We start from the raw sequence: 21,566 nt of genomic DNA, 5'->3' as shown, positions 1-21,566 counted from the left end.
CAAAGCACTCAGTCTTTATCGAATCGTGGATCTGGAGCGTCGTTGTAAAGGATCGGGTCGTACCCCGGGTTGTGTTTGTGCTCAGCCTGTTCCCCGATCGCCCACTCTTCTGTTTCGTCACCCTCAGAGTTCCGCGCTGTCCAAGCCGCGAACGCAACGAACGCGAGCAGCAACGCCAACCAGAACGCGGTATAGACCAGTACGCCAAGTAGGACAAGTTTGAGGACCAGCAATGCCGCCCCGGCCATGCCCGGCGCCCATCCCAGAGCCACCAGCCGCCCGTGCGCCTTGCGATCCAGGCGCACGAATCCCCGCCACACCCGGCCCAGCGTCCGGCCGATGCGCTCTGCGAAGGTGGTGTGTACGGCGGGTTTCATCGTCGATATCTCTCCAGACTTGGCTCAGGACCGCTCTACCGGACCAGGATCCGGCGCCACGCCGTTGCGGTAGTCCGCAACGAAATTCGGCCAGTCCGCATGATCAGGCAAGTCGATGTCCTCGATCAGCTTGACCTTCCGCTCGGCCCGCTCGAACAGGGCGATGCTGGTGGCGGGGTAGGTGTTGCGTGACGGATAGCGCACACCGTCGAACAATGGCACCCCATCGCTCCCCTGCATCGCATGCACCTGGCCGGACACCTGCTGCGTGTGCGTATATCCACGACTGGCCAACTGCTCCAGGTTCAAGCCAAAGTAGCCGGCCATCACGCCTTCGGCCGTGAGGTCGACCAGATGCAGTTCTTCCAGCACACCGACCGCGCGTACCAGCCGGCGCTGGACTTCTGCCAGTGCAATCGAGCGCTGGGTGTCCTTGTCCCATTGGTGCTTGTGGAATACGGCTTCCATCAACGCAGTCGGTAGATCGCGGCCCAGGTAGAGCACGCCGTAGTCCCGGGCGGGCGCGTCGTAACGGTTGGTGCCGTCACGGCCGAAGTACAGCGCCTGGCCCCGGTAGCTCACGCGACTCACATGCTGGAGCAGTGTGCCCGTCTCGATTCGGAACGAGGTCAAGCCGATACTCACGCCAAGCCCACCTCAATGGATGCTCAGCACGTTGAGCACCGCCGTGGTCACCTCACTGACCGAATCGGCCGTCACGGCCTCCACCGGCGAGCGGCCACCCAGACTCTCGAGCGGCTCGGACAGGGCGCGGTACAGGGTCCAGTTGTCGACCTCGACCGCCCCTTGCAGCACGGCCTGCGTCAACCGTTGTTTCACGGGATCGAGTTGCCAGTCGGGCAACTTCTGGCCGCGAGGCCCGACGTTCAGTGCCAGCAACCGGCGTGCATCGATGTCCTTGTAGATCTGCTGGCGCGACTTGTTCGCCAGTCGGGCGAAGTCGGCCAGCGGCAGATTGTGCGGCTGATCGAAGGCTTCCAGCATCGCGGCGCGGCCGCGCTGGATGTCGGTCTCGCCCGCCACCCACCGGGTGCTGGCGCGCAGCGCAGCCGCCTTGCGCGCCAGGGTCTGTTCCGTGGTTTCCACCCGTGGCATTTCGAGGGAAGGCGGAAGCGCCACCGCTTCCACACGTTCATGCACAAACGCCTGCAGTTCGGCGGCAAAGGCCCGGGCATCCCGGATCTCGATGCTGGCGGAGAAGCGGCGTACGACATCATCCACGGTGACGCGCGGCAGGTGATCGGCGATGAATTCGAGGGTCTTGGGCATGGTCATCACCCGCAAACAGGATTGAGACAACCGCAATCTAGTCTCCCATGTCTCTCTTGTCAATTTTGTCAACATCCTGCACCACCCCGTGTCATGCGCACATCATCCAGATGGCCAATGCGGTCGCGCAGGGTAAGCCCATCCGGGAACGTGGTGGTCGTCCAATCCGGTCTGGGCCAGCCACGCATTGACCCTGGCGTCATCAAGCCAAACACCCTAAGCCGGCAGAGCCAGAACCAAACAGGCTAAAGTAGAAGCACTCTGCAACGAGAAGGAGAGGTTGCCATGAACGCACCGCTTCTTGAGCGCTACCGTGACCGGATTGCGGGGGTTTTGACCTGCTACGACCGGATGGTGATGACTGGCACGCTGCCTGGCGCGTGCTACGCGGCAGGCATGACGAGCTACCTGAACGCCAAGCACATCCGCATTTTTGACTATCCGCATTTTTGACTATCCGCGTTTTTGACTATCCGCGTTTTTGACTATCCGCGTTTTGCCGAGCCGTTGCGTGAGCGGATTCGGACGAACGCGGAGGCCTTGGCGGCGTCGGCCGGGGTCGCCATTCAGTACATCGCCAAGGCGCATGTGCGCAAGGAAGCGGTGGTCGCCGAGGTGATCAAGGCGCGGGGTGATCACCCCGGATTGGTGCATGTCATCTCGGTCATGGAAGCCTGCTCGTCCTACAAGGCGTGGCATGACAAGCGGACCCACGAGACCTTTCTGCGCCCGACGCCCGGCAAGTGCCTGCATTACTACTTTTACTTCATCGACGCCGAGTTGGGGCTGATCTATCTGCGCGTACCGACCTGGTGCCCGTTCCGCCTGCAGTTCTACTGCAATGGGCATAGTTGGCTGGCACGTCAGTTGATGGCAGCCGGGATCGACTATGCGATGGCCGACAACGCCTTCCTTCGCATTGGCGACTGGGCGCAAGCGCAGCAATTGGCCAACCATCTCTCCCCAGACGTCCTGCACCGGATTCTGGATCGCTACGCTGAGCAATGCTGTCCGGTTCTCGACGTCTTTGCCCAGACCGACCACTGGAGCCTGATGCAAGTCGAGTGTTCGACCGACCTGGCCTTCCATTCGGCCGCGATCATGCAGCACCTCTACGAATCGCTCTCGCGCGAAGCCATCGTGTCGGTGAAGGCGCCGCAGGTGATGCATTTCCTGGGCAAGAAGCTGACGGCGCAACTGGCACAAGAAGTCGAGAGTCGCCTGTCTACCCACATCGAGGGCACTTGCATCAAGCACCGACAGGGCCATCACTCGGTCAAGATGTACGACAAATTCGGTCGGGTGCTGCGCATTGAAACCACCACCAATGATGTTTCCTTCTTCAAGCACCACCGCAGGGTGGAACACCGGGATGGACCCGCCACCCGGGAACAGGCGGCCGTCAGGAAGCCGATTTACAGCCTGATCGATCTGCGTGAGATCCTCACCGGCTGCAATCGCCGTTACTATTGCGCCAAGGACCTGGGGGACACCAAGCTGATCGTCGAGAACGACGCCAACTAGGTGAAGATCGAGGTCAACGTCGTGTTCCGGGCAGCGTGCTGCCCGTCGAGCGGCGGCCGCTGAGCGCCAAGACCAGCGATCTGTTAGAACTCTCAGGTGCTGTTGCGTTGTGACTACGCGTCCAATCAGTTTTAAATAGGGTATGAATATGAAAACAGAATCAAGGATTTTTTCGGTTGCAGAGTATATTCGCCCGTCTAACGGCGAACCAATTCGTTCGGTGGTTCTGGAAACCAACGACTCTGCCGTTGTTGTTTGGCATGCCCATCCTGGGCAAGAAATAGCCGCTCATGTCCATCCTCACGGCCAAGATACATGGACGGTTATTTCAGGTGAGGCCGAGTATTATCAAGGTGACGGCATAGTCACCCGTCTTAAAGCTGGAGATATTTCCATAGCAAAACCTGGGCAAGTGCATGGTGCAATGAACTCTGGCCCCGTACCATTCATATTTGTCTCAGTGGTTGCACCGGGCAATGCCGGTTTTGCGTTGTCTGAGAAATAGGCACTCACGTAAACCTCTTGCAAAACTATTTTTCCGGAAAATTGCCTGATTTTTAGGCAATTATGAGGGTTTGCATTAAGTTTCCGCTCCCTGGAGACACTTCTCGGCGCTCGCGCCAGGCTGCGGCGAGAGCTGCCACAACGACTGAGCACCGCCCACAAGTAGTTTCTGAGCGGGCTGGTGCGCGCAGAACCGGACTGGTCGCTGGTGCAATGCCACCACGCCGCTAAACTGCTGGCGCTGCGCTGGAAGCTGAGCAATCTCGAAACCTTCCTCAAGCGCCGCCCCGATGACTTCGCGGCGCAAGCTGCCGCTCTCGACACCGGCTTGGGCCAGAGCTGACGTCCCCCACGGCTTCCGGCTTGCCGGGGTTGCCCCATGCCGCATTCATCGTGGCACCCGCGAAGCTACGGCCCTATAAGCAAAGGCTTCCGACAAAGGCCAAAGGGCTGGGAAGGGGAAAAGGAAGGGCGCCAAGGGGAAAGGCCCTACCCGAAAAGGTCAAAAAGCGCCCCCGACCGGCCCGCCATCCGGGGTTCGCCATGCTCTCGCTGTTCCAACGCAAACGGGTACCGTCCGCCGCCGGAGCGGCGGCGCCCACGCCCTCCTCCGAGCCACCCAAAGGGCTGCTGCGCCCCCAACCGGCCGCCGCACTGCTGGCCACGCCGCGGCGGCAAAAGCTGCTGGAACACATCTGGCAACGCACCTCGCTGTCGCGCCGCCAGTTCGCCACGCTGTACCTTACGCCCCTGGAGCGCTACGCCGAGCTGGTCCAGCAGTTCCCGGCCTCGGAAGCCCACCACCACGCCTATCCGGGCGGCATGCTCGACCATGGCCTGGAAATCGTCGCCTATGCGCTCAAGCTGCGGCAGTCGCACCTGCTACCCGCCGGCACCACACCGGAAGCGCAGGCCGCCCAGGCCGAGGCCTGGACTGCCGGCACCGCTTACGCGGCGCTGCTGCACGACATCGGCAAGATCGCCGTCGACCTGCATGTGGAATACGACGACGGCACGGTCTGGCACCCGTGGCATGGACCACTGCGGCGGCCGTACCGATTTCGCTACCGCAAGGACCGTGAGTACCGGCTGCACAGCGCCGCCACCGGACTGCTCTATGCCCGCCTGCTCGATCGCGACATCTTCGACTGGCTGAGCGACTACCCCGACCTCTGGGCCGCCTTGCTCTACGTCCTCGCCGGCCAGCACGAGCACGCCGGCAAGCTCGGCGAACTGGTGGTGCAGGCCGACCAGGCATCGGTGGCCCAGGAACTCGGCGGCGATCCCGGCAAAGCGCTGGCGGCACCCCGCCACGCGCTGCAACGCAAACTGCTGGACGGCCTGCGCTATCTGCTCAAGGAAGAGTTCAAGCTGAACCAACCCCAGGCCTCGGATGGCTGGCTGACTCAGGACGCCCTCTGGCTGGTCAGCAAGACCGTCTCCGACAAGTTGCGCGCGCACCTGCTGGCGCAGGGCATCGACGGCATTCCATCGAGCAACACGGCGGTGTTCAACGTGCTGCAGGACAATGGCATTGCCTTGGCCACGCCGGACGGCAAGGCGATCTGGAAGGCCACCGTCACCAGCGACGCCGGCTGGTCGCACAGCTTCACCTTCCTGAAGCTGTCGCCGGCGGCGATTTGGGATCCCGCTGACCGGCCGGCTTCCTTCGCGGGCCGTGTGTTGGTCGATCAAGAGGAACAGGAAGAGCCGGTGCCGCAGGCGCCCGTTGAGCCTGAAGCCCCTGGCGTGGAACACGCGGCGGCGGCTCCAGCGGTCTTGCCGGCCGCACCGATGACCGCGGACAAGGACGTGGCGGCGCTGTTCGATCTGCTGGACGTCACGCCCACACCATCGACGCTACCGATCGCATCCGAGCCCGAGGTCGGCACGGATGTTGGCGTCGAGGCTGACCCCGTGCCGATGCCGTCAACCGCGCTGTCGGCCACGGTGAGCCACACTGCAGCCCAGGAGCGCACCGAACCTTCCGGCACCCACTTCATGGCCTGGCTGCGTCAGTGCATCCAGATGCGCAAACTCATCATCAACGATGCCAAGGCGCTGGTGCACACCGTAGATGGAACGGCCTACCTCGTCAGTCCTGGCGTCTTCCAGCGCTACGTTCAAGAGCATCCCCGGGTCGCCACGTTGGCCAGGCCGGACAAGCTGGAGGGATGGCAGTGGGTGCAGAAACGCTTCGAGAAGCTGGGCCTGCACCGCAAGCAGCCCAGCGGATTGAACATTTGGACATGTGAAGTCACCGGGCCGCGCAAGTCACGGCGGCTGCACGGCTACCTGTTGACCGATCCCCAAACGCTGTTTCAGGAGGTGCCACCCAACAATCCGCATCTGCGTCTCGCCGACGAAACCGCAAGACGCGAAGATTCAGACTTGGCGGACAGGCATGGCCGCCAGGAATAGACCGTCCGCCGCAGTGCAGGTCGGCTTCAGTCCGAGGAATTGGGCGACGCCAGCTTGTCCTCGGTGAGTGCCATCAAATGGGCAGCACTACATTTCAGCGCACGAGCGATCTTGAGGATCAGGGGGAGCGTGGGAACGTGTTCGCCACGCTCGATCTTGCCCATGTGCGAGCGCTCGACCCCGGCCAGATGCGCCAGCGCCTCCTGGGAGATGGCCTGGTTCGTTCTTTCTTCGCGCACGGCCGCCCCAAACGCGATGGCGGGTTCCGCTTCGTAGGTGGTGGTGCCGGTAGGCCGGCCTCGTTGAATCGATCGCTTTTGCATCGTCAAAAGCGTCGAATACAGCCGCGTTCTAAACCACGTTAAACTTAACTCAATCCAGCGGCACCCAGTCGCCGCGAATCCACTGCCTGGAGGAAGCTGGACGTGAAATCGAGCGATGCCTCCACCGAAATTCGAGTGGCCATCCATGGCGAATGGGTGCCGCCCCAGCTTGCCGACGTGCTGGCTCTGCAGCGCGCCGAAGAGCCCGAGACCGCCGCCACCCTGGTCGGATGGACCGCCACCGCATCGATGCAGGAACTGCCGGGCAACCGCTTCGACTTGGCCCTGTCCACGGCCGCGTGGCAGTGGCCGGGCTGGGAGTGCGAACCGCTGTGGCACGACACGCTCGCAGTCGCGGTCGCCAAGCGCTCACACCTGTTGGCCTACGGGGAGGTGCCTTGCTGCGAAGTGCTCAAACAGCCCTTGATCTGCGCGCAGTCAACGACCGATGAACCGTGGCGCGCGGTGGCGCAGCGCGTGTTCTCTGACCAGTTGCAGCGCTGCGAGCAGTTGGTCGACACCTTCGACGTGGCAATGACGCTCGTTGCGGCAGGGTACGGCATCGCCATTGCGCCTGCCGCGAGGTTGGCCGGCTACCTGTGCCACGGCGTCGCGGCGCGGCCACTGGCCGGTGCACCGGCCATCGTAATGGCCTACCTGCTACGTCCCTGCATGTCCTTGAACGGGCCCCAAGAGAGGTTCATCCAACGCGCCCGCTCGATATCCTGAACACCTCTTGCGGGCATTACTCCCGCTCGATGACGTTCAGCAGTGCCCTGCGCCGCTTCGACAGCGGCCCAAAGGCTTCCATGATCTTGCTCATGGAATCACCGCCGGCCAACCCATCCAGGATGTCCGCCCAATCCTGCATGATGATGGTTCGTGAGGCGATGTACTTGGTGTGGTCATACGGCGCGCGCGAGGAATCCTTCTTCCGCTTTGAGTGCGCCAGTTGCAGGTCGACCCGATTCTCGGGATAGCTCAACAATCCAAGCAGCGTCGTCGCCGTTGAGCGGAAGCCGTGCGAGGAGAACTGACCGCCGTAGCCCATGCGCTCCAACACCTTATTGAGCGTCGTGGCTGACATCACTTCTCCTGGCTTCCGATAGCTGGGGAATAGCACCTTGCCCCCGCCAGTCTGCGTGTGCAGTTCCTTCAAGAGCACGATCGCCTGCTTCGAAAGCGGAACGAAATGAGGCTGGCGCATTTTCATCCGGCCTTCGGGAACCGTCCAGAGGGCATTGTCCAGATCGAACTCGGACCAATACGCCTTGCGCAGCTCGGCGGTGCGAACAAAGGTCAGAGCCATCAGCCGCAGCGCGATCACGGTAGTCCGGTAGCCCGCATCGTCCACGCTGTTCAAGAACTTCGGGATATCCTGCCACGACAACGGCGGATTGTGTCGTACCCTCGGGCGCTTCACCGAACGCTTCAGCAATGCCGTCGGGTCGCTGTCGCAAAGCCCTTCCCCCGATGCATATGCGAAGAGCTGACCGCACCACTGCCTGATCAGGATCGCCACGGTGGGAGCACCGCGCTCAACCACGCCGTGGATGATGGGCCGAAGGTGAGACGCCTTGATGACCCCGACGGGGAGCTTGCCGATCTTGGGAAACACGTCCTTCTCAAGGTAGGTCTTCACCTGACCGGCGTAGTAGTCGCTCCACTGTACATTGCTCGCCATCCACTTGCGGGCAACCGCCTCGAAGGTGCGCGCATTCTGCTCGACTTGATTGGCGATCTTGACCCGCTTCTCCAAGATTGGGTCGCGACCATCGCTGACCATGCTGCGCGCCCAATCGCGCTCTTGTCGCGCGGCCTCCAAAGTCACCTCGGGAAAGACGCCGATCGAGTAGATCTGGGCAACATTCCCGAGGCGATACCGAAACCACCAGAGCTTGCTTCCATTGGCCTGGATGCGCAGAAACAAGCTGCCGCCGTCCCGCAGCGTGTATGCCTTGGGCTTGGCTTGTGCCGTCTCGATCTTGCGGACAGCGAGGAGGTTGAGAGCCATGTGTATAACGCCTTTCGGTTGAGCTGTTACTCACGCCGTTATACACATTTGTAGTGGCTTGGTCTAGAAGACCATGGACCTCACCAGACCATCAATCCTTGAATATCAGAGCGTTATATATCTTTCTTGGAACCAGAAAGCATTCAGTGGACGCTAATCGCAGTTGTCGATCATCAGCAGCATGCTGTGGTGCTCCTGCAAGGCGCGGCTCAGGGCGCGCCGTTCATCCGGGGGCTGCCGCACGGCACTCAGGCTTGGCGCGGCACGCAATGAGGGCGAGCTCAGTCGAGGTCGGAGTCGAGACCCCGCTCGGCCATCTCGGCGGCGCGCAACATGGCGCGGGCCTTGTTGCGCGTCTCCACCCATTCGGCGTCGGGGTCGGAGTCGGCGACGATGCCGGCGCCGGCCTGCACATGCATCAGCCCATCCTTGAGCACCGCGGTGCGGATGTTGATGCAGATGTCCATGTCACCATGGAAACCGATGTAGCCCGAGGCGCCGGCATACATGCCGCGCTTGACCGGTTCGAGTTCGTCGATGATCTCCATCGCCCGTACCTTGGGCGCGCCCGACACGGTACCGGCAGGAAAGGACGCGCGCAGCACCGCCAGCGCGTTCAGCTCGTCGCGCAGGCGGCCTTCGACGTTGGAGACGATGTGCATCACATGCGAGTAGCGCTCGATGCCGAACTGCTCAGTCACCCGCACCGAGCCGACTTCGGCCACGCGACCCACGTCGTTGCGGCCCAGGTCGAGCAGCTGCACATGCTCGGCGCGCTCTTTTTCGTCGCCCAGCAGTTCCTTCTCCAGCGCCAGATCTTCGTCCTCGGTGGCGCCGCGCGGCCGGGTACCGGCGATGGGGCGCAGGGTGACCTTGTCGCCCTCCAGGCGCACCAGAATTTCGGGTGAGGCGCCGACCACATGGAAGTCTTCGAAGTTGAAGAAGAACATGTAGGGCGAGGGGTTGAGCGTGCGGATGGCGCGGTACAGCGCCAGCGGCGAGGCGGTAAAGGGCTTGCTCATGCGCTGCGAGAGCACCACCTGCATCACGTCGCCTTCGACGATGTAATCCTTGGCGCGCTGCACGGCGGACTTGAAGGCCTCTTCGCCAAAACTGGAGACCTCGGGCAGGGGCTCGCCACGCACGTCTTCGGGCATCGACACCGGGGCGCGCAGCTTGTCGATCAGCTCGCGCAGGCGGCGCTTGGCACGGCGAAACGCGCCCGGCACCTCCGGCTCGGCATACACCACCAGCGTCAGTTTGCCGGAGAGGTTGTCGACAATCGCGATCTCTTCGGAGAGCAGCAACAGGATATCCGGCGTGCCGATGGGGTCGTCTTTTTTGGTGCCGGCCAGACGCGGCTCGATATAGCGCACCGTGTCGTAACCGAAGCAGCCGACCAGACCGCCGGCAAAGCGCGGCAAGCCGTCGTTGGGCGGCACCTTGATGCGCTCCATGAACTCGGCCACGTAATTGAGCGGATCACCATAATCGCGGCGCTCGACCAGGCGATTGCCGGTGAGCAGCAGCGCGCTGCGACCATACACTTCGATGCGCGTGTTGGCGGCCAGGCCGATCATCGAGTAGCGGCCAAAGCGCTCGCCGCCCTGCACCGATTCGAGCAGGTAGGTGTAAGGCTCGTTGGCCAGCTTCAGGTAAATGGACAGCGGGGTATCGAGATCGGCAAAGGTCTCGAGGGTGACCGGGATACGGTTATAGCCTTGCGCGGCAAGCGCATTGAATTCGGCTTCTAGCATGTGAGCTCCACAAAAAGCAGGGGGTCGTCAGGACGGCGCGGGGCGGGCCCGCGAGGCATCAGGGGCGCAGGCGCCAGGGCCACGACCGCCAGCCACGCGGGACGGCGTTGAAGCCGGCGCAGGCCGATGCGATCTCCTTCGGAAAAGACGGGCTTTCGTGGGTCACGGATGCAATCTTTGTCGAGTCAGAAAAGTGCTGCAGTTTCAAGGCGCTCGCGGCGCAACGCGCTGCAGCAGTGCGTTTGCGCTCGATAGTAGCCCATCGCATTCGATGGTGTCCACCGGCACCCCCTCGGTGTAGCCCCAGGTCATCAGCAGCACCGGACAGCCCGCCGCGCGGGCGCTTTCGGCGTCGTTCGCCGAGTCGCCGATCATCAGCACATGTGCGATATCCACCCCGAGCTGCTCGCAGGCGTGCAGGAGCATGCCGGGGTGCGGCTTCTTGACGTCCAGCGTGTCGCCACAGACCACCGCATCAAAAAACGACGCGATACCGGCCAACTGCAAGAGCGGTTCGGTAAAGGCCGTGGCCTTGTTGGTGACACAGGCCATCGAGATGCCCTGCGCCCGCAGCGTGGTCAGCATGTCGACCACACCGGGATAGGCCTGCGACACCTGGCCGTTGGTTTGCGCGTAGTGCCGCTTGAACACCTCGACCGCCGCGTCGAATGCCGCGCCCGTCAGCGGCGCATCGGCCAGACAGCGCTCGACCAGCTTGGGGATGCCCTTGCCCACAAAGCAGCGGATCGCTTCCAGCGAGCGCGCCGGCCGACCGAGCTCGGCCAGCATGGCATTGGCCGCCAGCGCCAGATCGCCAATGCTGTCGACCAGCGTGCCATCGAGATCGAACAGCAGCGCATCGACGGCAAATTGCCGCGTCATGCGCCGGCCAGCGCGCGGCGCAGGTCGCCGATCACGGTGTCGTAGTGATGCGGATCGCTGTCACGCGCGGCGCCAAACACCGCCGAGCCGGCCACAAAGGTATCGGCGCCGGCGCGGGCGATCTCGGCAATGTTGTCCGTCTTCACCCCGCCATCGATCTCGAGCAGAATCTTGCGGCCGCTCTGCGCTTCATACGCATCCAGCCGGGCGCGCGCCGCGCGCAGCTTATCGAGCGTGCCGGGGATGAACTTTTGCCCGCCAAAGCCGGGGTTCACGCTCATCAGCAGCACCACGTCGATCTTGTCCATCACATGATCCAGATGGTGTAGCGGCGTGGCGGGGTTGAACACCAGCCCGGCCTGACAGCCCGAATCGCGAATCAGCCCGAGCGTGCGGTCGATATGCTCCGAGGCCTCGGGGTGAAAGGTGATGACATTCGCGCCCGCCTTGGCGAAGTCGGGAATGATGCGATCCACCGGCTTGACCATCAGATGCACATCGATCGGTGCCTCGGTGTGCGGACGGATCGCCTCGCACACCAGCGGACCGATGGTCAGGTTGGGCACGTAATGGTTATCCATCACGTCAAAATGAATCCAGTCGGCACCGGCGGCGATCACATTACGCACCTCCTCGCCGAGACGGGCAAAGTCGGCAGACAGCAGGCTGGGGGCGATTCGATACATGTGGGCTCCGGCAAGGTTGAGCTGAACAGACCCGCATTTTACCGCCGCCCACCGTGCTGCGCTTGCGGGCATCGGGAGATTCCGTTTCAATGAGTCGATTCTCTCGCCCCGCGGGACGCCCCGACATGACCGAATACGAACATCCCTACCATATTGAAGTGACCGCCGAGTCCTTCTACCTGGCCGACCAGTCCGACCCGGACGAAGCGCACTATGTGTTCGCCTACCGCATCACCCTGCGCAATGTTGGCTCGGTCAGCGCGCAACTGGTCAGCCGACACTGGATCATCACCGACGGCAACGGCGACGTGCAGGAAGTGCGCGGCCTCGGCGTGGTCGGCGAGCACCCCGACCTAGCCCCCGGCGAGAGCTTCGAATACACCAGCGGCAGCGCGCTCACCACCCCGGTCGGCTCCATGCGCGGCACCTACCAGATGGTCGCCGCCGACGGCGAGCGCTTCGAGGCCGAAATCCCCGAATTCGCGCTGCTCGTGCCCAACGTGCTGCACTGAACACAAGTGACCACATCGCGCGCACAAACCCGACGCCAGACCGCATCAGGCAACGACGCGCTCGAACGACGACACATCTCAAATGAATGGGCGAGGAGTGAACAAGTGAGCACCGCAGCCATCTGTCTCCGCAGTCGATTCATTCACATGCGCTGAGCACCGCCATGTCGCTGCGCCACAGCTACACCCTCATCGCGCCCTTCTACGACGCGGTGCTCACCGCCGCCACCCGCCAGGCCCGCATCCGCAGCGTCACGCATCTCGCCGCGCAAACCCCCGGGTCCGTGCTGGTCGCCGGCGTCGGCACCGGCCTCGACCTGCCCCACCTGCCGCCGCAACACCACTACATCGGCATCGACCTCACCGCCGCCATGCTCAGCCGCAGCCTGCCGCGCGCCGGGCGGCACACCTATCACGCCGTACAAGGCAGCGTGCTCGCCCTGCCCTTTGCCGACGGCCATTTCGACCACACCGTGCTGCACCTCATCCTCGCCGTCGTGCCTGATCCGTTGCGCGCCTTGCAAGAGGCGATTCGCGTCACCCGGCCGGGCGGCAGTCTGCTGGTGTTCGACAAGTTTCTGCGGCCAGGGCAACGGGCGCGGCTGCGGCGCTGGCTCACACCGATTTCGGGGCGGATTGCCACGCGGATGGATGTGGAGTTCGAGACGCTGCTCGCCGGGGCGCCGGGGGCGCGGGTCGAGAGCGACGAAGCCGCGCTGGCCGGCGGGTGGTTTCGGCGGCTTCGGCTCACCAAGCTGTGAGCTGGGTCGTCGGGTGGGCGGCTCGCCGCCCACCATCGTGGCTCACCACAAATAACGTTTGAATCAAACGCCGATCGAATCCGACGTAGGTTGGGTTGAGCGCAGCGAAGCCCAACATTCGGTGCATCAGCCTCACCTGGCGGCGTTGGGCGCACTTTTACCGCGCATCGATCACGGTGAACCGCCACGGCTCCGACTGGCTTGGATTGGCCGGGTCTCGCCCCGGCGGGCGACTTACTTTCTTGCTTGTGCAAGAAAGCTAAGCAAAGAAGCACAGCCCGCTTCTGCGCCCCCTGCGGGGGTCCCCGCCCTACGGCGGCGTCGGGCGGGGTGCTTCGCAAACTCGCCCTGCGGGCTCAAACAGCGAAGCCCCTTATTCCGCCCGCCACCGCCTCCGGTTGGCGCGACAGAGGGCGGGTAGGCCGTGCCAACCGGACGGAAAGCACATCTTGCCGCCTGCGCAGCAAAGCTGCGCGGGCTATGGCCGTTTCTTTCCCGGAGACATTCAAAGCGCAGTCGCATAACATAGCAGCACCATGCTAATCAGCTAAACATTCTGCCCTATGAAATCGATCATTCGAAGCTCTGTCGTCTTCCTCGCCGCAACACTCGGCGTGTCAGCATTCGCCTATGCGGAAGTCTTCAAGTGCAAGAGCGAAAGCGGCGCGATCAGGTATTCCGACACTCGATGCGATAGCGGATATCGATGGAACGGGAAGCAATGGATCAGCGTTGAGGAAGAGAAGAGACAGAAGCTCGAAAAGGAAAGACTGCGAAGAGAAGCCGCAGCCAGACGAATAAGAGAACGGCTCCAAGCCGAAGCAGCTGCGGCGCCTCAGAACCATCAATCGAGCCGCACCACCTCACCCGAGAATACGTTCGCCCCCAATCCCAGCGACATCATCCAGGCAGAACGTTTTCTCACTGGGCTTCCTAGTGAATGCTCATCATCGTATTGGTACCCCGCAGCGGATGGCACGGTAAATATCCATGTCCTTTGTGGAGGCACAAGACTTTCGATGGATGGGCTCGTCGCCATCAAAGATGGGATGGTTAGGAAGGTTCGGTAACCCACGCCAAGCCCGCGTAGGGTGCAATAACCGAAGGGCATTGCACCATGCAACGGTTGAGCGGTGCAATGCCCTTCGGTTATTGCACCCTACCCGTATCCAGCTTGTCGCCCATCAGGACAACACGCCCACCATCAACTCCGATAATCGGCGTTGATCTTCACATAGTCATACGAAAAATCGCAGGTCCACACAGTGGCTTCGGTCTGGCCGCGGGCGAGGTCGACGGTGACGTCGATTTCGGCTTCGGCCATGACGCGGGAGCCGTCTTCTTCGCGGTAGGTGGCGGCGCGGCCGCCGTGTTCGGCGACGAGGACGTCGCCGAGCCAGACGCGGATCTGGCTGACGTCGAGGTCGTCGATGCCGGCGTAGCCGATGGCGGCGAGGATGCGGCCGAGGTTGGGGTCGGAGGCGAAGAAGGCGGTTTTGACGAGCGGGGACTGGCCGATGGCGTAGCCGACTTTGCGGCATTCGGCGCGGTCGCGGCCGCCTTTGACTACGATGGTCATGAACTTGGTGGCGCCTTCGCCGTCGCGGACGATGGCCTGGGCGAGTTCGATGGAGACGGCGATGACCGCTTCGCGCAGCGCGAGCCAGGCCGGCGAGGCATCGTCGGTGATTTCGCTGTGGCCGGCTTTGCCGGTGGCCATCAGGATGTAGGAGTCGTTGGTGGAGGTGTCGCCGTCGATGGTGATGCTGTTGAAGGACAGGTCGGCGGCTTCGCGCACCAGGCGCTCGAGCAGCGGCTGGGAGACGGCCGCGTCGGTGGCGACGAAGCCGAGCATGGTGGCCATGTTGGGCTTGATCATGCCGGCGCCTTTGCTGACGCCGGTGAGGGTGACTTCCTTGTCTTCGATGCGGATGCGGCGCGACACGCCTTTGGGCACGGTGTCGGTGGTCATGATGCCGTGGGCGACGTCGAACCAGCCGTCGATGTGCACATTGGCCGCGGCCTTGGGCACAGCGGCGGTGAGGCGGTCCATAGGCAGGTGTTCGAGGATGACCCCGGTAGAGAAAGGCAGCACCTGCTCGGGCGCGATCGACAGCGCGCTGGCGACCGCCGCGCAGGTGGCGTTGGCGTCGGCCAGGCCTTGTTCGCCGGTGCCGGCATTGGCGACGCCAGTGTTGATGACCAAGGCGCGGATGTTGCCGCTGGCGAGGTGTTGCTTGCACACTTGCACGGGGGCGGCGCAGAAGCGGTTTTCGGTGAACACGCCGGCCACGCGAGTGCCGGCATCGAGGGCGATGACGGTCACGTCCTTGCGGTTGGGCTTGCGGATGCCGCCCTCGGTGACGCCGAGGCGGACGCCGGCGATGGCGTGCAGGTGGTCGGGCTTGAGGGGCGGCAGATTGACAGGCATCGGGGCGTCTCCGGACGAAATCAGCTGAATAGGTCTGTGCGCGCGGCCACGGCCACGCTTCGGCTGAAATGATACCGGAGTTGCGCCTCAGGGCGCGGTGGCGCCCCCTGCCCGGCTGGCGGTGACCAGCGCCATCGACATTTGCTGGACGAAATGCACGAAGGCGAAGAAGGCTTCGTCATCGATCGCGGCGCCCCCCGGATCGCGTTCGGCATAGACCAGGCCAATCACCCGACCATTACCCATGATGGGCGCCATGGCGGCCGGCCCGGTGCCGACAATGCCGGCCAGATGGCCGCGCGATGCGGTGAGCCGCAGCGGCTGCGCGGTGCTGACCAGGGTGTCGACCGGGTCTTTGCCGCCCTGCCCGAGCGTCAATACAAAGGCTTTGCGCACGGCTTCGCCGCCGGCACCGAGGCCGTATTTTCCGACGAGCTGCTGACGATTCGGCGTGAGCAAGGCGACCACCACACGGGCAAAGCCGACGCCCTGCAAGATGCCTTCGGAGGCGAGATAGACCGCGTCGGAAAACCGCCCGCCGGACATGATCAGCGCCGTCAGTTCGCGCAGGATGGCGAGCTGGCGCTCGGCGGGCGACACCGTGGGCAGCGCTTCGGCGGCGGTCTCGACGAATTCGGACGAGGCGGGAATGCCGCGTGCCGCGGCAGAGGCGCCATACTCGGTGGCCAGACGGGCGGCTTCATTCGCCAGCGCCGCGACCGTATCGCGCACCTCTTTTTCGGGTCGGTCGACATGACGTGCCAACGCGGCCAACGCGGTTTTGGTCGATGTGCTGTCCCACCCGCCAATCACCGCCCCAGCCACTTGATGGCCGAGCGCAATCGAGGTTTCGAGCGCGCCGGGCCGGGCCGCGGGCTCGAGCACCGCGTGCAGCAGATTGCCCAGCCGCCACTCTCGCGCCAACTGCACCGAGAGTTGCCGCAGGCGAAAGCCGAGCACAGCGGTTTGGGTCGAGGTTTCATACTCCGGCGTCACATCGGGAGGCAGCTGCTCGGCCAGCAGATCGGCCTTGGCGCCGCCAAAGCACCAGAAGGCCATTTCGCCCACACGGGTGAGCAGCGCGGCGATGAAGACTTCTTCAGCCCGCCCGTCGCCCCGCATTTTGGCCACGCCGCGCGCCAGCGTGGCGGCAAAGAAACAATGCGCCAACTCAGCCTCGACACGCTTGCGCACACCGCCTTTGAGCAGGCCGTCGACCAGCGCGATGCCGACCGCCAGATCAGCCACCACATCGAAACCGAGCACCACGATGGCGCGGCTGATGGTGCCCACGCCCTGCCGGGCGCTATTGAAATAGGCGCTGTTGGCCAGGCGCAAGACCTTGGTGGTCATGGCCGGGTCTTTGAGAATCACCGCGGCCAGCCGGCCGGCCGAGGCGCTGTCATCGCCCATGATCGCGCGGATGCCGTCGACCGTTGAGCCAAAGGCGGGCATCTCCTGATCGCGGATATGGGCCACCCACCCGCTCAGGCCCTCGGGCGTTGCGCCGGGCAGCGGGGGGATTTCATCGAATGAGAGTTCTGGAAACATGCTGAATTTAACGGCCTGCGGGGCCGTCAGCTTGAGCCCATCGCCACATATGACAACGGCGCCCGAGGGCGCCGCTGCTCGATGCCTGACCGATCAGGCCAGTCGGCCGTGGCAGTGCTTGTACTTCTTGCCCGAACCGCAGGGACACGGCTCGTTGCGGCCGACTTTGGGGCCGGCGTCGGCGGGGACTGCGCCATCGTCGTCGCCCCGCTTGATGCCCAGGGCTTCGTCGTAGTCGGCGTGGTGATATTGCACATTCTCGACGCCCGCCGTCTCGACTTCTTCGAGCGGTGCTTCGGTGCGGATCTGCACCGTCATCAGCAAACGGGTGACATCGACACGCACGGACTGCAGCAGCGCTTCGAACAGCTCGAAGGCTTCGCGCTTGTATTCCTGCTTGGGGTTCTTCTGCGCGTAGCCGCGCAGATGGATGCCTTGGCGCAGGTGGTCGAGCGCGGCCAGGTGCTCGCGCCAGTGGTTGTCGAGGCTCTGCAGCATGACGCTGCGTTCGAACTGGTGCCAGGCGGTGGCGTCGACCATGGCGACCTTGGCGGCAAAGTGCGCATCGGCCGCTTCGACCACACGCTGGGCGATGGCGTCGTCGTCCAGCCCGGTTTCGGCCGAAATCCACTCGCCCACCGGCAGCTTGAGCTGGTATTCGCCTTCGAGCGCCTGCTCGAGCGCGGCAATCTCCCACTGCTCCTCGACGCTGTCGGCCGGCACGTACAAGCGGAAGCAGTCGTGGATCACGCCCTGACGCATGGCGGTGATGGTTTCGGAGATGTCGGTGCTTTCGAGCAGTTCGTTGCGCTGCTGATAGATGACTTTGCGCTGGTCGTTGGAGACGTCGTCGAACTCCAGCAACTGCTTGCGGATATCGAAGTTGCGCTGCTCGACCTTGCGCTGGGCAGATTCGAGCGAGCGGGTGACCATGCCATGCTCGATGGCTTCGCCCTCGGGCATCTTGAGGCGAACCATGATGGCGTTGAGGCGGTCGCCGGCAAAGATGCGCATCAGCGGATCTTCGAGCGACAGGTAGAAACGGCTCTCGCCCGGATCGCCCTGACGACCGGCACGGCCGCGCAGCTGGTTGTCGATACGACGCGACTCGTGACGCTCGGTACCGATGATCTTGAGGCCGCCAGCCGCAATCACTTGTGCGTGCAGCGAATCCCATTCTTTGCGCAGGGCCTCGGTCGCGATGGCTTTTTGCTCGTCCGACAGCGACTCGTCGGCCATCACCGAATCCACCTGTTTCTGGACGTTGCCGCCGAGCACGATGTCGGTACCGCGACCCGCCATGTTGGTGGCGATGGTGATCACCCCCGGCCGGCCGGCCTGGGCGACGATCTGCGCTTCTTTTTCGTGCTGCTTGGCGTTGAGCACCTGATGCGGCAGCCCGGCCTTGGCCATCAGGTCGGCGAGCAGCTCCGAGCTCTCGATGGAGGTGGTGCCCACCAGCACCGGCTGGCCACGCTCCTGGCAGTCCTTGATGTCTTCGATGACCGCGTCGAATTTTTCCTTCATGGTGCGATAGACCTTGTCGTTCTGGTCTTTACGCTGCATCGGGCGGTTGGTTGGAATGACCACCGTCTCAAGGCTGTAGATGGACTGAAATTCGAAGGCTTCGGTGTCGGCTGTACCGGTCATGCCGGCCAGCTTGGCGTACATGCGGAAGTAGTTCTGGAAGGTGATCGAGGCGAGCGTCTGGTTCTCGGCCTGGATCTTGACGCCTTCCTTGGCCTCGACGGCCTGATGCAGGCCTTCGGACCAGCGACGGCCCGGCATCAGACGGCCGGTGAATTCGTCGACGATGATGATCTCGCCGTTCTGCACCACGTACTGCTGATCCTTGTGGAACAGCGAGTAGCCACGCAAGGCGGCGTACATGTGGTGCATCAGCAGGATGTTGGCCGGATCGTACAGCGAGGAGCCTTCCGGCAGCAGCCCGTGCTCGGTCAGGATCTCTTCGGCGCGCTCGTGACCGGCTTCGGTCAGCAACACCTGATGCGCCTTGAGGTCGACCGTGTAGTCGCCCGGCTCGGTGATGTCATCGCCCTCGCCGATCTGCTTCTTCAGCAGCGGCGCGATGCTGTTCATCTTGAGGTAGAGATCGGTATGGTCTTCGGCCTGGCCGGAGATGATCAGCGGCGTGCGGGCCTCGTCGATCAGAATCGAGTCCACTTCGTCGACCACCGCAAAGCTCAGCGCGCGCTGTACACGCTCTGCCGCTTCGTACTTCATGTTGTCGCGCAGGTAGTCGAAACCGAATTCGTTGTTGGTGCCGTAGGTGATGTCGGCGGCGTAGGCGGCGAGCTTCTCGGCCTCACTCAGCTGCGACACGTTAACCCCCACCGACAGGCCGAGGAAGCCATACAACTGCCCCATCCACTCCGCATCGCGGCGGGCCAGATAGTCGTTCACCGTAATGACATGGACGCCCTTGCCGGTCAGCGCGTTGAGGTACACCGGCAGCGTCGCCACCAGAGTTTTGCCCTCGCCGGTGCGCATCTCGGCAATCTTGCCGTTGTGCAACACCATGCCGCCCACGAGCTGGACGTCGAAGTGGCGCATGCCGTGCACCCGCTTGCCGGCTTCGCGAACCACCGCGAACGCTTCGGGCAAAAGGCTGTCCAGACTCTCGCCCTCGGCAATCCGCGCCTTGAAGGCGTCGGTCTTGGCCGTGAGCTCGGCGTCGGACAGCGCCGCCATCTCGGGTTCGAGCGCATTGATCGCCCGCACCGTCTTCGAATATTGGCGAATGAGCCGATCGTTGCGGCTACCGAATACTTTCTTTAGAAGGCCGGAAATCATGTCAGGGGCGTGGGAGATGGGGCAAAATGCGAATACTAGCACGGTCAGCAGAACTGACTCCGTCCCGTGCACCCCGTCGCCACCAACCCTTGAGATGCATCAATTCAACCCATGACGCAACGGCTTGATCGCTTTGCTGGAGAAGGCTCGGCCCTCGACCGCCTGCGCGCCCACGCCAGTCGTCTGGGCCGGCTCCAGCAGATCGTGCTGGCCGAGCTGCCGCCCTACCTGGCCGACAGCTGTCATGTGGCCAACCTCAAGGAAGACGTGCTTCTGATTCACGCCGCCACCGGCGCTGTCGCTGCCAAACTGCGCCAGGCTACGCCCCGCCTGCTCAACACCCTGGCAATGCAGGGCGTGATGGTCCGCAGCATCAAGATTGCCACCCGCCCGGTGAACCCCGCGCCCCCGCCGAAACCACCAGAGCAACGTACGGTGAGCGGTCAAACGCAAGACGCCTTGCGCTCACTCGCCAGCGACCTGCCCGCCGACGACCCGCTGCGCGCCGCGCTCGAGCGCTTCGTGCGGCGAAGCCGGGGGGCGTAACACAAAGGGGTTTGGGCAGTGCCGGCACCGGTCGATGCGCGCGGCGGCAGCTAAAAAATCGGCGCCAGCAAGCGCTCGATGAGCATCAGCGCAAGAAACACCAACAAGGTGACCAAGCCGACACGGGTGAACACCCAGGCCCAGTAGCGATAGCGGGGGTTGCCCGAGAGCAGATAGAGGATCAGCGAGCCGCCCACCATCACCAGCGCCAGCGCGCCCACCAGTCGAAGTACGAACATCGTCGATCAACCCATCACGGGTTCGAACATGCCGGCGACACCGGGGGCCGCCTGGGTGTGATCCTCGAAGGTGACGACCTCCCAGGCACTTTCGTCTTCAAGCAGCACGCGCAACACCTGGTTGTTCAGCGCGTGGCCCGATTTGTGTGCCGAGTAGGCGGCCAGCAGTGGCTTGCCGGCCAGGTAGAGATCGCCGATGGCGTCCAGCACCTTGTGTTTGACGAACTCGTCGTTGTAGCGCAGCCCGTCTGAATTGAGGATGCGGTACTCGTCCATCACGATCGCGTTGTCGAGGCTGCCACCCAAGGCTAGGCCGTTGGAACGCATGAATTCGACGTCTTGCACGAAACCGAAGGTGCGCGCGCGGGATACGTCCTGCACATAGGACAGATCGGCGAAGTCGACGGTGGCGTCGGTCTTGGTGCGGTTGATGGCCGGGTGATTGAAGACGATGGAGAAGTCGAGCTTGAAGCCGTCGTAGGGCTCCAGGCGCACCCATTTGTCGTCTTCGCGGTATTCGACCGCCTTCTTGACACGCAGAAAGCGCTTGGGCGCGGCCTGCTCTTCCAGCCCGGCCGACTGAATCAGAAACACGAAGGGGCCGGCGCTGCCGTCGAGAATCGGCAGTTCGGCGGCGTCCACATCCACATGCACATTGTCCACACCCAGACCAGCCAGCGCGGACATGAGATGTTCGACGGTACCCACCTTGGCCTCGCCTTGCTGCAGGCCGGAGCACAAGCGGGTATCGACGACGGAGTACGGGTCTGCCGGCAGGTCGACCGGCGGATCGAGGTCCACCCGGTGAAACACCACGCCGGTATCGGGCGCCGCGGGACGCAGCACCATGGTCACCTTGCGGCCCCCGTGCAGGCCGACGCCGGTGGCCGAAATTGTCGATTTGAGCGTGCGTTGCTTGATCATGATCCGTCGC

22 protein-coding genes and 1 pseudogene are annotated in these 21,566 nt (G+C 63.4%); 10 read left to right on the top strand and 13 right to left on the bottom strand.

What is annotated here, in order from left to right:
* Positions 1-8: 8 nt before the first annotated feature.
* From FHP89_RS11615 to FHP89_RS11605, 3 genes are read right to left on the bottom strand one after another with little or no spacing between them, the layout of a single operon-like run.
* Positions 9-377, bottom strand: coding sequence for a DUF3742 family protein (locus tag FHP89_RS11615; RefSeq protein WP_144178143.1), 369 nt, complete (start codon positions 375-377; stop codon positions 9-11).
* 24 nt (positions 378-401) lie between these two features.
* A complete protein-coding gene (locus tag FHP89_RS11610; protein WP_144178135.1) occupies positions 402-1,022 on the bottom strand; it encodes an RES family NAD+ phosphorylase in 621 nt (206 codons plus the stop codon).
* Between the two features lie 12 nt (positions 1,023-1,034).
* Positions 1,035-1,667: an integrase gene (locus FHP89_RS11605; RefSeq protein ID WP_144178133.1), complete on the bottom strand. Its 633-nt coding sequence runs from the start codon at positions 1,665-1,667 to the stop codon at positions 1,035-1,037.
* 285 nt (positions 1,668-1,952) lie between these two features.
* On the opposite strand from FHP89_RS11605, the gene FHP89_RS20955 reads away from it, so the two are divergent.
* From FHP89_RS20955 to mobH, 5 genes and pseudogenes are all read left to right on the top strand, one after another.
* The gene (locus tag FHP89_RS20955) at positions 1,953-2,120 is read left to right on the top strand and encodes a hypothetical protein (RefSeq protein ID WP_186300313.1); all 168 of its coding nucleotides are present in this window, start codon (positions 1,953-1,955) and stop codon (positions 2,118-2,120) included.
* A gap of 12 nt (positions 2,121-2,132) precedes the next feature.
* On the top strand, positions 2,133-3,191 hold the full coding sequence (locus tag FHP89_RS21355; protein WP_391525641.1) for a hypothetical protein: 1,059 nt from the start codon (positions 2,133-2,135) through the stop codon (positions 3,189-3,191).
* Positions 3,192-3,339: 148 nt separating this feature from the next.
* A complete protein-coding gene (locus FHP89_RS11595; protein ID WP_144178131.1) occupies positions 3,340-3,696 on the top strand; it encodes a cupin domain-containing protein in 357 nt (118 codons plus the stop codon).
* An 87-nt stretch (positions 3,697-3,783) separates the two neighbouring features.
* Positions 3,784-4,038, top strand: a pseudogene (locus FHP89_RS11590) (nucleotidyl transferase AbiEii/AbiGii toxin family protein); the annotation flags it as partial.
* Between the two features lie 200 nt (positions 4,039-4,238).
* Entirely contained in the window at positions 4,239-6,116 is a 1,878-nt protein-coding gene (gene mobH, locus FHP89_RS11585; protein WP_144178129.1) for a MobH family relaxase, read from the top strand.
* 26 nt (positions 6,117-6,142) lie between these two features.
* Here mobH and FHP89_RS11580 read toward each other — a convergent pair whose 3' ends face one another.
* Entirely contained in the window at positions 6,143-6,439 is a 297-nt protein-coding gene (locus FHP89_RS11580) for a helix-turn-helix domain-containing protein (protein ID WP_144178127.1), read from the bottom strand.
* Between the two features lie 102 nt (positions 6,440-6,541).
* Between FHP89_RS11580 and FHP89_RS11575 the strand changes: the two genes are divergently transcribed.
* Positions 6,542-7,168, top strand: a complete 627-nt coding sequence (locus FHP89_RS11575; protein ID WP_144178125.1) for a substrate-binding domain-containing protein — start codon at positions 6,542-6,544, stop codon at positions 7,166-7,168.
* Between the two features lie 16 nt (positions 7,169-7,184).
* Here FHP89_RS11575 and FHP89_RS11570 read toward each other — a convergent pair whose 3' ends face one another.
* The 4 genes from FHP89_RS11570 to rpe form a co-directional block, all read right to left on the bottom strand.
* Positions 7,185-8,453, bottom strand: coding sequence for a tyrosine-type recombinase/integrase (locus FHP89_RS11570; protein WP_144178123.1), 1,269 nt, complete (start codon positions 8,451-8,453; stop codon positions 7,185-7,187).
* Between the two features lie 281 nt (positions 8,454-8,734).
* Positions 8,735-10,210, bottom strand: a complete 1,476-nt coding sequence (gene trpE / locus FHP89_RS11565; protein ID WP_144178121.1) for an anthranilate synthase component I — start codon at positions 10,208-10,210, stop codon at positions 8,735-8,737.
* A gap of 204 nt (positions 10,211-10,414) precedes the next feature.
* A complete protein-coding gene (locus tag FHP89_RS11560) occupies positions 10,415-11,092 on the bottom strand; it encodes a phosphoglycolate phosphatase (RefSeq protein WP_144178119.1) in 678 nt (225 codons plus the stop codon).
* Positions 11,089-11,778: a ribulose-phosphate 3-epimerase gene (rpe, locus tag FHP89_RS11555; RefSeq protein ID WP_144178117.1), complete on the bottom strand. Its 690-nt coding sequence runs from the start codon at positions 11,776-11,778 to the stop codon at positions 11,089-11,091. Before rpe ends, FHP89_RS11560 begins: the two co-directional genes overlap by 4 nt.
* Positions 11,779-11,903: 125 nt before the next feature.
* Here rpe and apaG point away from each other — a divergent pair, with 125 nt between their 5' ends.
* From apaG to FHP89_RS11540, 3 genes are all read left to right on the top strand, one after another.
* A complete protein-coding gene (gene apaG, locus FHP89_RS11550; RefSeq protein WP_144178115.1) occupies positions 11,904-12,290 on the top strand; it encodes a Co2+/Mg2+ efflux protein ApaG in 387 nt (128 codons plus the stop codon).
* Between the two features lie 164 nt (positions 12,291-12,454).
* Complete coding sequence (locus FHP89_RS11545) at positions 12,455-13,051, top strand: class I SAM-dependent methyltransferase (protein WP_144178113.1); 597 nt, start codon at positions 12,455-12,457, stop codon at positions 13,049-13,051.
* A gap of 563 nt (positions 13,052-13,614) precedes the next feature.
* Positions 13,615-14,121 (top strand): hypothetical protein, encoded by a 507-nt coding sequence (locus FHP89_RS11540; RefSeq protein ID WP_144178110.1) that lies wholly within the window; start codon positions 13,615-13,617, stop codon positions 14,119-14,121.
* A 134-nt stretch (positions 14,122-14,255) separates the two neighbouring features.
* Here FHP89_RS11540 and argJ read toward each other — a convergent pair whose 3' ends face one another.
* The 3 genes from argJ to secA all read right to left on the bottom strand — a co-directional run bounded on the left by argJ (position 14,256) and on the right by secA (position 19,847).
* Positions 14,256-15,482, bottom strand: coding sequence for a bifunctional glutamate N-acetyltransferase/amino-acid acetyltransferase ArgJ (gene argJ / locus FHP89_RS11535; protein WP_144178108.1), 1,227 nt, complete (start codon positions 15,480-15,482; stop codon positions 14,256-14,258).
* An 87-nt stretch (positions 15,483-15,569) separates the two neighbouring features.
* Entirely contained in the window at positions 15,570-17,033 is a 1,464-nt protein-coding gene (locus FHP89_RS11530) for an HDOD domain-containing protein (RefSeq protein WP_144178106.1), read from the bottom strand.
* A 93-nt stretch (positions 17,034-17,126) separates the two neighbouring features.
* Entirely contained in the window at positions 17,127-19,847 is a 2,721-nt protein-coding gene (gene secA / locus FHP89_RS11525; protein WP_144178104.1) for a preprotein translocase subunit SecA, read from the bottom strand.
* Between the two features lie 111 nt (positions 19,848-19,958).
* Here secA and FHP89_RS11520 point away from each other — a divergent pair, with 111 nt between their 5' ends.
* A complete protein-coding gene (locus FHP89_RS11520; RefSeq protein WP_144178102.1) occupies positions 19,959-20,393 on the top strand; it encodes a DciA family protein in 435 nt (144 codons plus the stop codon).
* 50 nt (positions 20,394-20,443) lie between these two features.
* Here FHP89_RS11520 and FHP89_RS11515 read toward each other — a convergent pair whose 3' ends face one another.
* Both FHP89_RS11515 and lpxC read right to left on the bottom strand, forming a co-directional pair.
* Complete coding sequence (locus FHP89_RS11515) at positions 20,444-20,632, bottom strand: hypothetical protein (protein ID WP_144178100.1); 189 nt, start codon at positions 20,630-20,632, stop codon at positions 20,444-20,446.
* Positions 20,633-20,638: 6 nt separating this feature from the next.
* Complete coding sequence (lpxC, locus tag FHP89_RS11510) at positions 20,639-21,556, bottom strand: UDP-3-O-acyl-N-acetylglucosamine deacetylase (protein ID WP_144178098.1); 918 nt, start codon at positions 21,554-21,556, stop codon at positions 20,639-20,641.
* Between the last annotated feature and the right edge of the window lie 10 nt (positions 21,557-21,566).

This window comes from Denitromonas ohlonensis (genome assembly GCF_007625205.1).
GTDB lineage: Bacteria > Pseudomonadota > Gammaproteobacteria > Burkholderiales > Rhodocyclaceae > Nitrogeniibacter > Nitrogeniibacter ohlonensis.
This window is presented reverse-complemented; position numbering and strand designations above follow the sequence as displayed.

Coding starts and splice junctions, on each gene's coding strand:
- FHP89_RS11615 (WP_144178143.1), bottom strand. CDS start 377: ATGAAACCCGCCGTACACACCACCTTCGCAGAGCGCATCGGCCGGACG.
- FHP89_RS11605 (WP_144178133.1), bottom strand. CDS start 1,667: ATGCCCAAGACCCTCGAATTCATCGCCGATCACCTGCCGCGCGTCACC.
- FHP89_RS20955 (WP_186300313.1), top strand. CDS start 1,953: ATGAACGCACCGCTTCTTGAGCGCTACCGTGACCGGATTGCGGGGGTT.
- FHP89_RS11595 (WP_144178131.1), top strand. CDS start 3,340: ATGAAAACAGAATCAAGGATTTTTTCGGTTGCAGAGTATATTCGCCCG.
- mobH (WP_144178129.1), top strand. CDS start 4,239: ATGCTCTCGCTGTTCCAACGCAAACGGGTACCGTCCGCCGCCGGAGCG.
- FHP89_RS11580 (WP_144178127.1), bottom strand. CDS start 6,439: ATGCAAAAGCGATCGATTCAACGAGGCCGGCCTACCGGCACCACCACC.
- FHP89_RS11570 (WP_144178123.1), bottom strand. CDS start 8,453: ATGGCTCTCAACCTCCTCGCTGTCCGCAAGATCGAGACGGCACAAGCC.
- trpE (WP_144178121.1), bottom strand. CDS start 10,210: ATGCTAGAAGCCGAATTCAATGCGCTTGCCGCGCAAGGCTATAACCGT.
- FHP89_RS11560 (WP_144178119.1), bottom strand. CDS start 11,092: ATGACGCGGCAATTTGCCGTCGATGCGCTGCTGTTCGATCTCGATGGC.
- rpe (WP_144178117.1), bottom strand. CDS start 11,778: ATGTATCGAATCGCCCCCAGCCTGCTGTCTGCCGACTTTGCCCGTCTC.
- apaG (WP_144178115.1), top strand. CDS start 11,904: ATGACCGAATACGAACATCCCTACCATATTGAAGTGACCGCCGAGTCC.
- FHP89_RS11545 (WP_144178113.1), top strand. CDS start 12,455: ATGTCGCTGCGCCACAGCTACACCCTCATCGCGCCCTTCTACGACGCG.
- FHP89_RS11540 (WP_144178110.1), top strand. CDS start 13,615: ATGAAATCGATCATTCGAAGCTCTGTCGTCTTCCTCGCCGCAACACTC.
- argJ (WP_144178108.1), bottom strand. CDS start 15,482: ATGCCTGTCAATCTGCCGCCCCTCAAGCCCGACCACCTGCACGCCATC.
- FHP89_RS11530 (WP_144178106.1), bottom strand. CDS start 17,033: ATGTTTCCAGAACTCTCATTCGATGAAATCCCCCCGCTGCCCGGCGCA.
- secA (WP_144178104.1), bottom strand. CDS start 19,847: ATGATTTCCGGCCTTCTAAAGAAAGTATTCGGTAGCCGCAACGATCGG.
- FHP89_RS11520 (WP_144178102.1), top strand. CDS start 19,959: ATGACGCAACGGCTTGATCGCTTTGCTGGAGAAGGCTCGGCCCTCGAC.
- FHP89_RS11515 (WP_144178100.1), bottom strand. CDS start 20,632: ATGTTCGTACTTCGACTGGTGGGCGCGCTGGCGCTGGTGATGGTGGGC.
- lpxC (WP_144178098.1), bottom strand. CDS start 21,556: ATGATCAAGCAACGCACGCTCAAATCGACAATTTCGGCCACCGGCGTC.